The 14,294-nt window shown below is 39.5% G+C and carries 12 protein-coding genes and 1 other RNA gene; 9 read left to right on the top strand and 4 right to left on the bottom strand.

The window, feature by feature from the left end; translation table 11 throughout:
- From dnaN to FZ949_RS06310, 4 genes are read left to right on the top strand one after another with little or no spacing between them, the layout of a single operon-like run.
- Positions 1-1,050, top strand: coding sequence for a DNA polymerase III subunit beta (gene dnaN / locus FZ949_RS06325; RefSeq protein WP_148790249.1), 1,050 nt, complete (start codon positions 1-3; stop codon positions 1,048-1,050).
- Positions 1,051-1,064: 14 nt separating this feature from the next.
- Positions 1,065-3,374 (top strand): DNA topoisomerase (ATP-hydrolyzing) subunit B, encoded by a 2,310-nt coding sequence (gene gyrB, locus FZ949_RS06320; protein ID WP_103580289.1) that lies wholly within the window; start codon positions 1,065-1,067, stop codon positions 3,372-3,374.
- An 18-nt stretch (positions 3,375-3,392) separates the two neighbouring features.
- A complete protein-coding gene (gene queF / locus FZ949_RS06315; protein ID WP_258033410.1) occupies positions 3,393-4,007 on the top strand; it encodes a preQ(1) synthase in 615 nt (204 codons plus the stop codon).
- Positions 4,007-5,242: an HD domain-containing protein gene (locus FZ949_RS06310; protein WP_148790248.1), complete on the top strand. Its 1,236-nt coding sequence runs from the start codon at positions 4,007-4,009 to the stop codon at positions 5,240-5,242. Before queF ends, FZ949_RS06310 begins: the two co-directional genes overlap by 1 nt.
- Here the strand turns inward: FZ949_RS06310 and ffs are convergent.
- Positions 5,229-5,326, bottom strand: an RNA gene (ffs, locus tag FZ949_RS06305) — signal recognition particle sRNA small type. The two genes, FZ949_RS06310 and ffs, sit on opposite strands and share 14 nt — an antisense overlap.
- A 112-nt stretch (positions 5,327-5,438) precedes the next feature.
- Between ffs and FZ949_RS06300 the strand changes: the two genes are divergently transcribed.
- Complete coding sequence (locus FZ949_RS06300; RefSeq protein ID WP_072595304.1) at positions 5,439-5,864, top strand: hypothetical protein; 426 nt, start codon at positions 5,439-5,441, stop codon at positions 5,862-5,864.
- A gap of 46 nt (positions 5,865-5,910) precedes the next feature.
- Here the strand turns inward: FZ949_RS06300 and FZ949_RS06295 are convergent, their stop codons facing one another.
- Genes FZ949_RS06295 through fliK form a run of 3 tightly spaced genes read right to left on the bottom strand, consistent with a single transcriptional unit; the run spans position 5,911 to position 9,625 of the window.
- The gene (locus FZ949_RS06295; RefSeq protein ID WP_148790247.1) at positions 5,911-7,509 is read right to left on the bottom strand and encodes a flagellar hook protein FlgE; all 1,599 of its coding nucleotides are present in this window, start codon (positions 7,507-7,509) and stop codon (positions 5,911-5,913) included.
- Positions 7,510-7,517: 8 nt separating this feature from the next.
- Positions 7,518-8,225, bottom strand: a complete 708-nt coding sequence (locus FZ949_RS06290) for a flagellar basal body rod modification protein (RefSeq protein WP_021090228.1) — start codon at positions 8,223-8,225, stop codon at positions 7,518-7,520.
- Between the two features lie 8 nt (positions 8,226-8,233).
- Complete coding sequence (gene fliK, locus FZ949_RS06285; protein WP_148790246.1) at positions 8,234-9,625, bottom strand: flagellar hook-length control protein FliK; 1,392 nt, start codon at positions 9,623-9,625, stop codon at positions 8,234-8,236.
- Between the two features lie 161 nt (positions 9,626-9,786).
- On the opposite strand from fliK, the gene typA reads away from it, so the two are divergent.
- The 4 genes from typA to FZ949_RS06265 all read left to right on the top strand — a co-directional run bounded on the left by typA (position 9,787) and on the right by FZ949_RS06265 (position 14,119).
- Positions 9,787-11,589: a translational GTPase TypA gene (typA, locus tag FZ949_RS06280; protein WP_148790245.1), complete on the top strand. Its 1,803-nt coding sequence runs from the start codon at positions 9,787-9,789 to the stop codon at positions 11,587-11,589.
- Between the two features lie 469 nt (positions 11,590-12,058).
- On the top strand, positions 12,059-12,499 hold the full coding sequence (locus FZ949_RS06275) for a ubiquitin family protein (protein WP_262367787.1): 441 nt from the start codon (positions 12,059-12,061) through the stop codon (positions 12,497-12,499).
- Positions 12,496-13,410: a pyrroline-5-carboxylate reductase gene (gene proC, locus FZ949_RS06270; protein WP_148790243.1), complete on the top strand. Its 915-nt coding sequence runs from the start codon at positions 12,496-12,498 to the stop codon at positions 13,408-13,410. Before FZ949_RS06275 ends, proC begins: the two co-directional genes overlap by 4 nt.
- Positions 13,411-13,429: 19 nt before the next feature.
- The gene (locus tag FZ949_RS06265) at positions 13,430-14,119 is read left to right on the top strand and encodes a tetratricopeptide repeat protein (protein ID WP_148790242.1); all 690 of its coding nucleotides are present in this window, start codon (positions 13,430-13,432) and stop codon (positions 14,117-14,119) included.
- The last annotated feature ends 175 nt before the right edge of the window (positions 14,120-14,294 follow it).

The following is a 14,294-nucleotide window of genomic DNA, read 5'->3' as shown; positions in this document are numbered from 1 at the left end:
ATGCTTGAAAGTATAGTAACAAATACAAATCCATATCTTGAAAAAAGAGATCTTAGTGCTATAACTTCTCACATTTATATCTCAGCAAAAGATGGTGTTTTAAACATAAAAGCAACTGATCATGAAATAGGTCTAGCATATAAGCTAAGTAATGTAAAAATCGTTGATGAAGGTTACGCAACTGCAAATGGTAAAAAATTACTTGACATTATAAAAAGTCTAAAAGACGAAGAAGTGATGTTAGAAACTGTAAACAACTATCTTTATATAAAACAAAAAAACTCAAAATATAAACTTCCGATGTATAAATTTGAAGATTTCCCAGAATTTCCAACAATTGATGGTAAATCAAAATTTGATGTTGATGCTGTTATGTTAGGAAGAAGTTTAAAGAAAATTTTACCAAGTATTGATAGTAATAACCCAAAATTTGAACTAAACGGAGCTTTTCTTGATATTAAAAAAGACTTTATAAATATCGTCGGAACTGACACAAGAAGACTTAGTGTATTTAGATTTCAAACACCAACTGAAAAAGAATTTTCACTTATAATCCCTAAAAAAGCTATCAATGAAATACAAAAATTATTTTTTGACAAGATAGAAATTTACTATGATGAAAATATCTTAATCGCTCAAAGTCAAAATTTTGAATTTTTCACAAAACTTATAAATGGTAAATTTCCAGACTATGAGCGTGTCATACCAAAAGAGGTTAGAAAAAGACTTCAGCTAAGTAGAGATAAGATGATAGAGGGTATAAAAACTATTTCAATGCTAAGTGATACAATGAAAATATCCTTTGCAAAAGACAATATAACATTTGAAAGTGTTATAGAAGATAACTCTGAAGCAAAAACTACGATAGATTATCAAACTGGTTTAGAGCTTGGAGATGAATTTTTCATAGGTATAAAAAATAGATATCTACTTGACTTTTTAAGTAGTATCGAGGATGAAAATTTTGAGCTTGGATTTAATGAAAGCTCACTAGCATTTGTTGTAAATTCAAAAGAATTAACAACAGTAATAATGCCGATAAATTTATAAGATAAGGCAAGATTATGGAAAATAATTACGGCGCAGAAAATATTAAAGTACTAAAAGGGCTTGAGGCGGTCAGGAAGCGCCCAGGCATGTATATAGGTGATACTAACATAAGTGGTCTTCACCATATGATCTACGAAGTCGTTGATAATTCTATCGACGAAGCGATGGCAGGATACTGTGATACGATAGACGTTGAGCTTACACGCGAGGGCTCAGCGATCATCAGCGATAATGGCCGTGGTATCCCAGTGGATATGCACCCAACTGAAAAAATTTCAGCTGCGACTGTTGTTCTAACTGTGCTTCACGCTGGTGGTAAATTTGACAAGGACACTTATAAGGTCTCTGGCGGTCTTCACGGTGTTGGTGTATCTGTCGTAAATGCCCTTTCTAAAAAGCTAGTCGTAAATATCAAGCGTGATGGAAAACTTCATAGACAAGAATTTGCAAAAGGTATCCCACAAAGCGATCTTGAAGTTATAAAAACTACAAACCGTACAGGCACACAAGTCGAGTTTTGGCCAGATGATAGTATATTTGAAGTGACTGAATTTGATGATGAAATTTTAGTAAAAAGATTTCGCGAGCTAGCCTATCTAAACCCAAAGATAACTATAAATTTTAAAGATCAAAGAAATGGCAGAAGTGAGAGCTTTCATTTTGAGGGCGGACTTGAGAGCTTTGTAACTGATATGAACAAGGCAAATGCTGTCAGTAAAGCAGTATCATTTAGCGGTGGCGAAGATGATGTTATGGTTGATTTTGCACTACTTTACAACGACACCTATAGTGAAAATTTACTAAGTTTTGTAAATAACATCAAAACTCCAGATGGTGGTACACACGAGGCTGGATTTAGAGCAGGCCTTACAAGAGTTATCACAAACTACGTTCAAGCAAATGCTGCTGCACGTGAAAAAGATACAAAGATAACTGGCGAAGATATCCGCGAGGGACTTATCGCAGTTGTGAGCGTAAAAGTGCCAGAGCCGCAGTTTGAGGGACAAACAAAGGGCAAACTAGGCTCAAGCTACGTAAAACCTATCGTTCAAAAGATGGTTTTTGACGTGCTTACAAAGTATTTTGAAGAAAATCCTATCGAAGCAAGAGCGATAATGGATAAAGCCCTAATGGCAGCTCGTGGTAGAGAAGCGGCTAAAAAAGCTAGGGATCTAACTCGCAAAAAAGAGAGCATGAGCGTAGGCACACTACCTGGCAAACTAGCTGATTGTCAAAGCAAAGACCCAGTAATTAGCGAGCTATATCTAGTGGAGGGCGACTCTGCGGGCGGTTCTGCAAAGCAAGGACGTGATAGAGTTTTTCAAGCGATATTACCGCTTAAGGGTAAAATTCTAAACGTTGAAAAGGCAAGACTAGATAAAATTTTAAAATCCGATGAGATAAAAAATATGATAACAGCGCTAGGATGTGGCATCGGAGATGAATTTGACGCTGAGAAGCTTAGATATCATAAGATCATCATTATGACCGACGCCGACGTCGATGGTAGTCACATCCAGACGCTTCTTTTAACATTCTTTTTTAGATTTTTAAATAAAGTTGTAGAAAATGGCCACATTTACCTAGCTCAGCCGCCACTTTACCGCTATAAAAAAGGCAAAAAAGAAATTTATCTAAAAGATGAAAAGGCACTAAATGAATTTCTTATCGAAACTGGTATCGAGGGCGTTGATATAGAGGGTATCGGTAGTGCAGATCTAATTGATTTCTTAAAGATCGTTGCAGCTTATAGAAGCGTATTAAAAGAGCTTGAAAAACGCTTTAACGTCCTTTCAGCGATCCGCTATATGATAGAAAATCCAGACATTGTCTCAAAAAGCTACAATGAAATTTTTGAAATTTTAAAGAATTTCTTAAAAGCTGAGGGTCACAATATACTAAACCACTACGTTAGCGAAGATGAGGTTAGAATTTATGTGCAAACTGAAAGTGGCCTAGAAGAGCTTGTAGTAAATGAAAATTTATTCACAAATCCACTTTACGAAGAGGCACTTTATATCAGCCAAAAGATAAAAGAGCGCGGCCTAGACTTACATAGTGACGTTATCGACGTGCTTGATGAAGTAGAGAAAAATGCGAAAAAAGGCGCATATATTCAGCGCTACAAAGGTCTTGGTGAGATGAACCCTGAGCAGCTTTGGGAGACTACGATGAACCCTGAGAACAGAAGACTTTTAAAGATAGATATAAACGACGCTATAAGCGCTTCTGATACGTTTAATCTCTTTATGGGCGATGAGGTCGAGCCAAGAAGAAACTACATCCAAGACCACGCAAAAGACGTTAAGCACTTGGATATTTAAAAGAAAAAAGGATAAAAAATGAGCGAAGATATGAAATACGGCGAGAAAATTTTAAAAGAATTTGACGTAGAGAGTGACCTTGAGGTCTGGGAAAATAAGCAAACAAGGGACTATGTCATAAAGATCACTCTGCCTGAGTTTTGCTGCCTTTGCCCTCGCTCTGGTTATCCTGACTTTGCGACCATATACCTTGAGTATATTCCAAATAAGCTAGTTGTTGAGCTAAAAGCGATAAAGCTTTATATAAATAGTTTTATGAACCGAAACATCAGCCATGAAGATAGTATAAATGAAATTTACTCTGTTTTAGAAAAAAAACTTGAGCCAAAATTTATGAAAATAGTTGGCGACTTTAATCCACGTGGAAATGTCCATACAGTTATCGAGATCAGCTCTGATCTAGTCGTAAGAAAGCCAGCTGAGGAAAAAGAATTTACTCCAAAAAGTAGGGAGAGAAGCTTTAGCGATAAGCCACGTGAGAGACGAAGTACAAGTGATCGTGGTAGCAGAGGCAGCAGAGATGATAAATTTAAAAAAGATGACAAGCCAAGAAGAAGCTCAAACAAAGAAGGCTTTAGAAAGATAAGCTATGCCGATGATAAGAAGCCAAAAGTAGTCAAAAAGGATAAATAATGATAAGTGCTAAGCTTATAGAACATATCTTTAAAGCAGCATCTATATCACGTTGGAACGACTATCCAAAGATGACAAATTTAGTCGAGCTTGATAAGCAAGCTCATAAATTTATCATCGCTTATTTCATAGCAAAACAAGAGCAAGACGCCGATATGAACTATATCATTGAGGCTGGAATTTTTGAGTTTTTAAGTAGGGTTGTAGTCACTGACATACGACCAGATGTATTTCATCACATACAAAAGACAAAAAAAGAGCAGATAAATAGCTGGGTTTTAAGTAATCTTGATAGCCTTATTTCAGATATTGAAGATGGGGAGTTTTTAGAGAGATTTAAAAGTTATTTTAAAAGTGATAAAAAGCATGAAAAAGAACGCCTCATCCTAAAAGCAGCTAGCTATCTTGCCACTAGGTGGGAATTTTCTATCGTCTATCAAACGAGCCAGTTTTTAAGCGACATCGACGAGCTTAAAGCTAAGGTTGAAGAGGAGATGGAGGATTATTACGAGCTAATTGGCGTTAGAAAGATCGCTATGAATCAAAAATTAGCCCGCCTTGTTGATCTAAGTGGCAGGCTAAGGTTTCAAAAACGCTGGGCACAAACGCCTCGCATTCCAGAAACTGCGGTCTTAGGACATATGCTAGTAGTTGCGATACTTAGTTATTTTTACTCACTAAAAGCAAAAGCTTGCAAAAGACGCCTAGAAAATAACTTCTTTTGTGCACTATTTCACGACTTACCAGAGAGCCTCACAAGAGATATCATAAGCCCTGTAAAGTACGGTGTAAAGGGGCTAAATGAGATCATCAGCGAGTATGAGATGAGGCTTATTGATGAGAGGATTTTGCCATTTGTGCCTGAAAAAATCAAAGACGAGTTTAGCTACATCCTTGGTATCAGAAAAGATGGCGAGAAATTTATCAAAGATGAGTTTGAAAATAGAACTTATGAGCGCAAGATCATCTGCCACGAAGGGACTATGGAAAACGTAAATGAGGATAAATTTAACCCGATCGACGGCAAAGCGCTAAAATACTGTGACAAGCTCTCAGCCTACATTGAAGCTGGAATTTCTATAAGCTACGGCGTCAAGTCAAAAGAGCTAACTGATGGCTTTAATAATATGTATAAATTTTTTAGTGAAAAACCTAAGATTGATGGAGTGGATTTTCTAGAAATTTGCGATGATTTTAATGAGCATTTTGGTTTAGAAAGACCCCCTCTCAGATGACTGCGGCACACACTTAATACAAGTGCTCTGCTGTGTTCCCACCCTGAAGCGGTGCTCATAAAAAGCATTGCACAGGTCTAAGAAGGAGCTTCGCAATCATACAGAAACTATACTTAAATTTTGTTTTATAGTTACATTTTTAAAAATTTAGCTTTAAAAGTATATAATCAGCCCAAATTTCATAAAAAGTAGAGTAATGTCTGGAAAGTTTAAACTTCGTTTTTTATCAGCTTTTAGAGATTTTTTTATCTATCATCACAAATCTTTAGAATTTCGTGCCAAAATTTTTGCCGCTATGATCTCTGCTAAATTTGACCCAGACGAAGATGATTTTTTTGTTTTAAATGACATTACAAATGAAATTTATGAAAATGACCAAACAAGAAAAGACTTTTTGATCCAAACTGTTAAAGAGTATGTAGCCAGAGTTAAAAGAAACGATAGGATCACACTTGATGCACTACTTTTAAGCATTGATAAAGACCTAAAAGATCACAAAAGATACGCCAAAAAGATAGATTTTTCTCACCTTCGTCGCTTGATGAGTGGCTGCGAGGAAGAAATTTTAGTTCAGCAAAGAGTTTATGAGTTTTTGATAAACGAAGTCAAACTCTATTCTTAAAATTATCATTGATATTTAAATTTTTAATCATCAACTAGTATAAAAATTATTTCTTCATCTGAATAGCAGTTTGGATCATCTCATCACTTGTTGTGATACTTTTTGCACTAGCCTCATAAGCCTTTTGCGTAACGATAACCTCACTTAGCGCTTGACCAAGATCGACGTTACTCATTTCAAGTTTATTTGAAAGAATTTGTGAACCATAAATGGTCTCACCAGCTTTATTTTTGTAAAAAAATGCTTCGCCTGAATTTGGAGTTGCTTCATAGAGATTATCACCAACTTTTGCCACACCTTGGTCGTTTTGGAAGTGATAAAGTGCTACTTTTGCCACGATAAGTGAGCGAGAATTGTCAAAATTTGCCATGATATTACCACGGTCATCGACGCTGTATTTTGAGAGATTTCCTTCGGCGTAGCCATCTGCTTTTATAACGAAGTCTTTTTTGACATTGGCTGAGCTTGTTATGCCATTATAAATATTTTCATCACCATTGCCAAGAAAATTTAAAGCCACATATCCAACACTTGTTAGCGTATTTGCCACAAGTCTACCGCTACCATTAAATGTAAGCGACCCCATGGCTGTATTTTGTACAGCACCATTTGCATCGGTTATCGTAGCTGTTGCATTCCAAATAGTTTGATCACCACCTTGAGGGATTTGCTTTGTAAAATTTATAGTCACTAAGCTCTTTGTACCATCACTGTTATATATCTCTGAACTTAGTTTTTCTTTATTGGCCACTTCAACTAGTGACGTAACTTCAGCCTTCACATCTAAATTAGCAAAATCCATAAATTTTAGGCTTTTATTGTTTATATGCCAGCTGCCATCGCTCTCTAGTGTGGTTGAAAACTCACTAAATTTACCATCACCGTCTTTTACTTTTACCACCACGCTGTCACCTGCTTTTGCACCAAATCTTGTCTGACTTAGCGGGATTTGCCCATTTAGTGAGATAGTTTTATTTGTATTATCGAGTGTATAATTAAAATTTGCCGCATCAATGGCTGTTGTTCGCTTATCTGTTATAAGGCTTGAGTCTAGGTTACCTTTTAAATTTATATTTTTTGTTTGCTTGGCTGGCATATATAAAAAATGAGGTAAATTTATGCCTTTTTGTGAGCCAGTATCGCCTAGTTTTAGATCCTCTTCTTTTGCAGTAAATGCCTGCGTGGTACCTTTTGTTTGACCATATTTTCTAAGAGCATTAGCACTTGGGGTGACTGGAGTAAAACTTGTTAAAGTACCAAGAAGCAAGTTGCCTTTATTATCTACTAAATTTCCAGCCCCATCTATATCAAAGCTACCTGTTCTTGTGTAGTAGTTTTTGCCATTTTTATCAACGACACCAAAAAAGCCTTTACCACCTATGGCCAGGTCGAAGTTATTATCGGTATTTTGAAAACTACCATTTGTCATCTTTAAAGCTGTCGTTTGTTTTGTAGTCCCAAGACCTACTTGATTGTTAGTTGGACCACTTCCAGCGGAAGCCATATGTTGATTGATTAAATTTTTAAACTCAGGGATTGAAGCTTTAAAACCTACGTTGTTGATATTTGAGATATTATTTGCCCAAACATCCATGCCAAAGCTTTGTGTTTTAATACCACTAATTCCGTTGTAAAAACCTCTCATCATGGCTTTTATCCTTCGTAAAATTCAGATATTTTATCCATTGGAACATATTCGCCTGCGATTTTTATCATGGCTTTGCCGTCTACAAATTTTACTGCCTCAACCGGATAGCTACCTACTTGAGTCTTGTATGAATTACCATCTTTTCCAGTGTAATTAACAGAAACTGTATATGCGCCGTTTGGTAATTGTTTTCCAGAATCATCTTTGCCATCCCAAGATATTCTGCGAACTCCTGACTTTAGATCTTTTATATCGATTGAACGAACGACCTCTCCATTTGCATTTTTAATTTCAAGCTTACCATTTGCAAGGTCTGATTTAAAATAAAGTGCAAAATTTACAGTTTTTTGCTCATCTGTTAGTAAAACTGAGTTTGAACCAGTTGAGACCATTTTGCCAAGAGCTGATATGGCGTAGGCATTTGCATTTGATTTTAACTGATTTACAAGCTCTTTCATAGCTGAGTTTGTATTTTGTTGCATCTCTAGTGAAGCTAGCTGACTAGTTTGCGTAAGCATCTTTTCAGTATCCATAGGACTTGTTGGGTCTTGATACTGAAGCTCTGTTAAAAGTAGCTTCATAAATGCATCTTTATCTAGCTGCGCATTTGGGTTAGTTCCTGTACCAGCTGCTGCATCTTGCTTTGCTTTTGCCTTTTTCTCGGCGTTTTTTTGTTGTGTTGTTTGTGTAGTTATATCTGAAACTGAAGCCATGATCTCTCCTAAATATATCTTGGTATTACTAGCTCAAGCAAGCTTTGTTCCGCTTGAGTGTTTTCGCTCTCATCGTTTTGATTTGAGCTATATTTATTCTTTGCTTGTTCTTTTTTATCTTGTCTTTGGTTTTGATCTGAGAAATTCATCTCAAGCTCGGTAAATCCCATATTTACAAGGCTGTTTTTAAACTCAGCTTGGTTTTGTAAAAAGAGGTTCATCGTAGCCGTGGTTGAGTTAAAATTTACATGTAAGTTATTGCCGCGATTTACCATTGTGATCTCAACTTCGCCTAAATTTAGTGGATTAAGCGTTATGTTAAAACGAGTGATCGGAGCTTTGTAATTTTGCACCTGCTCTTTTAATGTAGAAGAGAAGTTACTAAGCGTCTCTTTTATCTCAGTCTTTGTTTGAAGCTGGTGTTTAGCACTACTAGCGATATCTTTTACCATTTGATTTAGTTCTAATTTATTATCGCTGTTAAATGTCTCTTTGCTCTCTAAATTCTCATTTTTTTGTTGTTCTCTTTCAGGAAAGAGTAGCGACTCAAGAGTTGGAGCTTTTTGCGCCTTTTGCTCGTGTAAATTTACCTTTACTTTAGGCTGTTCGTCCGGCTCAACATCCACTATCTCATCATCAAGCTTTACTTCGCTATCTAGCTTTTTAGGCTCTTCTTTTACTAAATTTTTAACTTCGCTAGTTGGATTTGCCACTACCTCTTTTAGTAAGGTATCAAGCTTTACGACCTCTTTTGGTTCATTTTTGATGATGGTTTGCTCGACCTCGTTTTTTAGCTCTTTTAGGTAAAAAGGCTTGTCCTCAGTCTTTATCGGCGTGAAAAATTCCTGCTTGCCCAAATTTTTAAACATCTCATTTAGTTTTGACACATCTTCATTTGAAATTTCTATATTTTCAAGGCCAAGATCAAATTTCTTAGCAAGGTCGATAAGATCGCTAACGCTTTTAACGTTGCTAAGCTCTTCAACGTTTTCAGGCACGCTTAAGAAATTTGCTATTTTGTCGCTGAAATTTGGAAATTTACTTACTTTTTCATTGCCATTTAGAATTTCTAAAACTTGCAAAAGCTGCATGAAATTTGCATTTTCATAGAGCTCATTTTTTGTATTTTCGTCCAAATTTTCTTCAAGTGCAGTTGAAATTTTTGCCACGCTTTCGCTTTGTGCTTTTTGCAATGTCTCTTTTTGAGTTGTAACCGTTTTTGCTATCTCTTTGACATCTTTTTCAGTGATTTTTTGGCCGCTATTTGCCTTACTCGCAGCTGCATCTAAAACCATCGATAAAAATTCGTCATTATTTTGAGATTTTTTAGAAACAGAGGGCTTTTTACCTCCAGCAGGAGCCAGCAAATCTACGTTATTTTTCGCTGTATAAGCTTGCATTTAAACCTTTCAAATTTTTAAACTTAATGCCAAACATGCAAAATCTATTCCAAAAATTAATTTCTTGATATCAGCTTAAAATTTATAAAAATTTAGCTATAATCTGCCCCTATTTTAAAACTGACAAACGAAAAATAGCAAACTAATAAACGGAGAAAAATTTGGAAAAGATACGAAATATAGCCGTTATCGCACACGTCGACCACGGTAAAACAACAATGGTTGATGAGCTTTTGAAACAGTCAGGAACATTTAATGAGCATCAAAACCTTGGCGAGCGTGTAATGGATAGCAACGACATCGAAAGAGAGCGTGGCATCACGATTCTTTCTAAAAATACTGCCATTCGCTACAAAGATACAAAGATCAACATCATCGACACCCCAGGCCACGCCGACTTTGGTGGCGAGGTAGAGCGTGTTCTTAAGATGGTTGATGGCGTTTTGCTACTTGTCGATGCGCAAGAGGGTGTTATGCCGCAAACTAAATTCGTCGTCAAAAAAGCACTTTCACTAGGGCTTCGCCCAATCGTCGTCGTAAATAAGATAGATAAGCCAGCAGGCGATCCAGACCGCGTTATAAATGAAATTTTTGACCTTTTTGTCGCACTTGATGCAAATGACGAGCAGCTAGAATTTCCAGTCGTTTATGCCGCTGCTAAAAATGGCTACGCAAAGCTAAAACTAAGCGATGAAAACAAAGATATGCAGCCACTTTTTGAGACTATCCTAGCTCACGTACCAGCTCCAAGTGGTAGCGACGAGAACCCACTTCAGCTTCAAGTTTTCACACTTGATTATGACAACTACGTCGGCAAGATCGGCATTGCGAGGATTTTTAACGGCAAGATAGCTAAAAACCAAAACGTTATGCTCGCAAAGGCTGATGGCATAAAGACAACTGGTAGAATTTCAAAACTCATCGGCTTTATGGGTCTTGAAAGAACCGATATTAACGAAGCTGGTACTGGCGACATCGTAGCGATCGCTGGTTTTGATGCGCTTGACGTTGGCGATAGCGTCGTTGATCCAAACAATCCTCATCCGCTTGATCCCCTTCACATCGAAGAGCCAACACTTAGCGTTGTATTTTCTGTAAATGACGGCCCATTGGCAGGTACTGAGGGCAAACACGTCACATCAAATAAGATAGATGAGCGCCTTGCAAACGAGATGAAGACAAATATCGCGATGAAATACGAAAATATCGGCGAGGGCAAATTTAAAGTAAGTGGCCGTGGTGAGCTTCAGATTACTATTTTGGCTGAAAATATGCGCCGCGAGGGCTATGAGTTTTTACTTGGCAGACCTGAGGTCATCGTAAAAGAGATAAACGGTGTAAAATGCGAACCATACGAGCTTTTGGTTATCGATGCACCTGATGATACGACAGGCACTGTCATAGAAAAACTAGGTAAAAGAAAAGCTGAAATGGTCTCTATGAACCCAACAGGCGACGGCCAAACAAGGATCGAGTTTGAGATTCCAGCGCGCGGCCTTATCGGCTTTAGAAGTCAGTTTTTAACTGACACAAAGGGCGAGGGCGTTATGAACCACAGCTTTTTGGAGTTTAGACCACTTAGCGGTACCGTCGAGCACAGAACAAATGGTGCTTTAGTTTCGATGGAAAACGGCGTAACGCTTGCTTATTCGCTATTTAACTTACAAGATCGTGGTGTGCTTTTCCTTGATCCGCAAGCAAAAGTCTATGTGGGCATGATCATCGGCGAGCACAGCCGTCCAAACGACCTTGACGTAAATCCTATCAAGGGTAAAAACCTAACAAACGTGCGTGCTAGCGGTAGCGACGATGCGATCAAGCTTGTGCCACCTAGAAAGCTAAGCCTTGAGCGCGCGCTAGAGTGGATAGAAGATGACGAGTTAGTCGAGGTTACACCTATAAATATCCGCGTTCGCAAGCGCTATTTAGACCCAACAGAGCGCAAAAGAAAAGCAAAACTCTAATCAAAATTTGTCATCTAGCCCCTTTGTAAAGGGGCTAATAATTAAACTCTAAAAACAGCAAATAAATTTATATAAATTTCTCATACTTTTTTTGCATTATTTATTTAAGTTGGCTTTGTTCAAGACGAAATAGAGCCATTCTCTCTCATTTAAAATTTATCAATCTTAAAACTATTTATGCTTTAAAATACCATACTCACTTTTCTATTTTTGCTTTTAATGTAATCAATACAAAAATGTTTAGTTTATGCTAGAATCGGTGAAAATTTAAAGGAAACCGATGAAAAAACTAAAATTTATCTTCACTCTCGCCGCCGCGTTTATTTTTAGCGGCTGCTACGAGACGACGCTGCTTACTCGCGTACCGATCTCCATGCTTATTTCGGATAAAAGCTCGGACGTGAAATCCACGATCGTGCTAACGGATATAACGCCGCAGACGTACGTTACGAAAACGGTAACGGACAACGTGCGGGTTTTCGTCCCGGACGCTAAATTTAAGGACTTCCCGACAGGAGAAACCGCCTATGAGATGAGCGTTAGCGTCGGCAAGGGCGAAAAGGGCGGCAAAAACTCGGATAAGCGCGCCGTGCGGATATATCTAAGCCAAGACGGCGACGTCTACGGCAAGCTTAGTAAAAACATACTCGAGCAGTACGCGGGCGCGGCGAAACAGAAAATGGATCCGACGCTAAAAGTGGCGATCAAATTTGAAAACGACACGAAGGACGTTTATGAGCTGGTCGCGGGCAACGACTTTAAGGCTAGCGACGAGGCGCAGACGGGCGGCGTTTATACCTTGGCGCCGGGGCAGGTCACGGGCGCGATCTGGGCGGATAGCGCGGCGGTACGCGAGGCGATCGCTGGCAAAGCGGTCAAAATCGGCACTCTAAAAAAGGCGGCGAAATGAAAAACGTAAAAATAGGCTTCATCGGCGGCGGAAATATGGGCGGCGCGATGATAGAGGCGCTTTGGCGAGCGCAATCTAACGAGGCCGGCACAGTGCGAAACTCGGCCGAGGACGAGCGAAAATCCAGCGGCCGCAGCGAGGCGCGTGGGGCGGAAAATTTAGCGCAAACGGATAAAGCCCCGAGCCTGCATGAATGCGAAAAAAAGGTGAAATTTGAAATCCTAGCCTGCGCCAGAAGCAAAAACGAGGCTTTGCGGCAGAGATTTAGCGTAAAAATAGCCGCGAACGAAACGGATCTAACGCGCGAAGCGGACGCGATCGTACTGGCTACTAAACCCGCTAGCTACGAGACTATCTTGCGTCTGATCGCACCCGAGCTTGTGGACAAAATTTTGCTTCTTTTGGCGCCGGGTTTTGACATAAAGCGCGCTAGGCAAATCGTAGGCGAGCGCGTTTATATCGCTCGCGCGATGTCGAACGTCGCGGCTAGTATCGGAGCGTCGGCCACGGCTCTTTGCTTTGACGCCGGATTTAGCGAGCCTAAGAAAGAGACCGTGCGCGAGATAATCGCTAAAATAGGCAAAATTTACGAGATAGACGAGGCCGGGTTTGCCGCATTTACGGGTATCGCAGGAAGCCTGCCTGCGTATGCGTGCGCCTTTATCGAGGCTGCGGCCGATGCGGGCGTGCGGGGCGGACTACCTAGGCAGCTTTGCTACGACGCCGTCTGCACAGCCGTAGAAGGAACGGTGCGTCTGATCCAAAGCGGCAAGCACCCGGCCGCGCTAAAAGACGAGGTCTGCTCGCCGGCGGGAACCACTATCGAGGGACTTGCCGCGCTTGAAAACGGCGGATTTCGCGGCGCCTTGATGCAGGCCGTCGCCGCTTGCATCGCCAAAGCGCGGGGTTAGGTAAATTTAAAAGATAAAAATGAAAATCTTATTATTTGCGCTCTTTGTAGCGTTAAATTTATTCGCTAGCGAGCCCGGCCTTTCGCCATTGCTAGCCGCAGATACGCTAGAAAAGCTTAAAAAATGCAAAAACCACGACCTAAACGCCACCAAAGAGTGCGTGCAAGCGGGTATGGTAGCTGCTAACTTAAAGCAAGACTACGGTGCGGCGGAGGGGCTATTTAGCCTAGCCTGCGCCAAAGGAGACGGCGAGGGCTGCTTTTATCTGGGCGAACTTTATAAAAACAACCTAGTAAAAGCCGCGGATAAGAGCGAGCGCGAGAATAAGATTAGCGCGTATTACAAGGCTAGCTGCATCCTTTACGATTATTTGCCCGGTTGCTTGGCACTAGCTAATTTCATGCAAGAAGAGCTGGGCGACGAGGTGCAGTCGTTTGCGATAAACAATACCCTATGCAATAAAAAATACGCTCCGGGATGCTACAACGTGGGCTGGATGATAGAGCGAACGGGAGGCGATATAGGCGAGATGATGGAGTATTACGAGCACTCGTGTAAGCTAGGCTACGTAGGCGGCTGCGCGAGAGTGGCGTGGCTGTATGAGGGAAATTTTAACGAAAACAGATACGAGCAAGTAAAAAAAGACGCGAAAAAGGCAAAGCAAATGCGAAAAAAAGCGTGCGAGCTAGGCGATAAGCAAAGCTGTTAGATTGATAATAAGGCGTTTTGACAAAAATTTTAAAATGTTAAAACTCTAGAAAGTCTTAGCATAGCTAGCAATTTAGAGTAGTAACTTTTAGCATATTTTTGAATTCTATAAGAAGTTTTCTAATTTATATTTCTAAGTTTATAAAAGCTCTACCATACTTTTTATAGTAGCTAGT

Origin of the sequence: Campylobacter concisus, from assembly GCF_902460545.1 — a bacterium.
Lineage (GTDB): Bacteria > Campylobacterota > Campylobacteria > Campylobacterales > Campylobacteraceae > Campylobacter_A > Campylobacter_A concisus_AE.
Note: the sequence above shows the minus strand (reverse complement) of the source record. Positions and strands in the feature narration are given on the sequence as shown.

Excerpts from the sequence above, each read along its gene's own strand:
- dnaN (WP_148790249.1), top strand. The coding sequence starts at position 1 with ATGCTTGAAAGTATAGTAACAAATACAAATCCATATCTTGAAAAAAGA.
- gyrB (WP_103580289.1), top strand. The coding sequence starts at position 1,065 with ATGGAAAATAATTACGGCGCAGAAAATATTAAAGTACTAAAAGGGCTT.
- queF (WP_258033410.1), top strand. The coding sequence starts at position 3,393 with ATGAGCGAAGATATGAAATACGGCGAGAAAATTTTAAAAGAATTTGAC.
- FZ949_RS06310 (WP_148790248.1), top strand. The coding sequence starts at position 4,007 with ATGATAAGTGCTAAGCTTATAGAACATATCTTTAAAGCAGCATCTATA.
- FZ949_RS06300 (WP_072595304.1), top strand. The coding sequence starts at position 5,439 with ATGTCTGGAAAGTTTAAACTTCGTTTTTTATCAGCTTTTAGAGATTTT.
- FZ949_RS06295 (WP_148790247.1), bottom strand. The coding sequence starts at position 7,509 with ATGAGAGGTTTTTACAACGGAATTAGTGGTATTAAAACACAAAGCTTT.
- FZ949_RS06290 (WP_021090228.1), bottom strand. The coding sequence starts at position 8,225 with ATGGCTTCAGTTTCAGATATAACTACACAAACAACACAACAAAAAAAC.
- fliK (WP_148790246.1), bottom strand. The coding sequence starts at position 9,625 with ATGCAAGCTTATACAGCGAAAAATAACGTAGATTTGCTGGCTCCTGCT.
- proC (WP_148790243.1), top strand. The coding sequence starts at position 12,496 with ATGAAAAACGTAAAAATAGGCTTCATCGGCGGCGGAAATATGGGCGGC.
- FZ949_RS06265 (WP_148790242.1), top strand. The coding sequence starts at position 13,430 with ATGAAAATCTTATTATTTGCGCTCTTTGTAGCGTTAAATTTATTCGCT.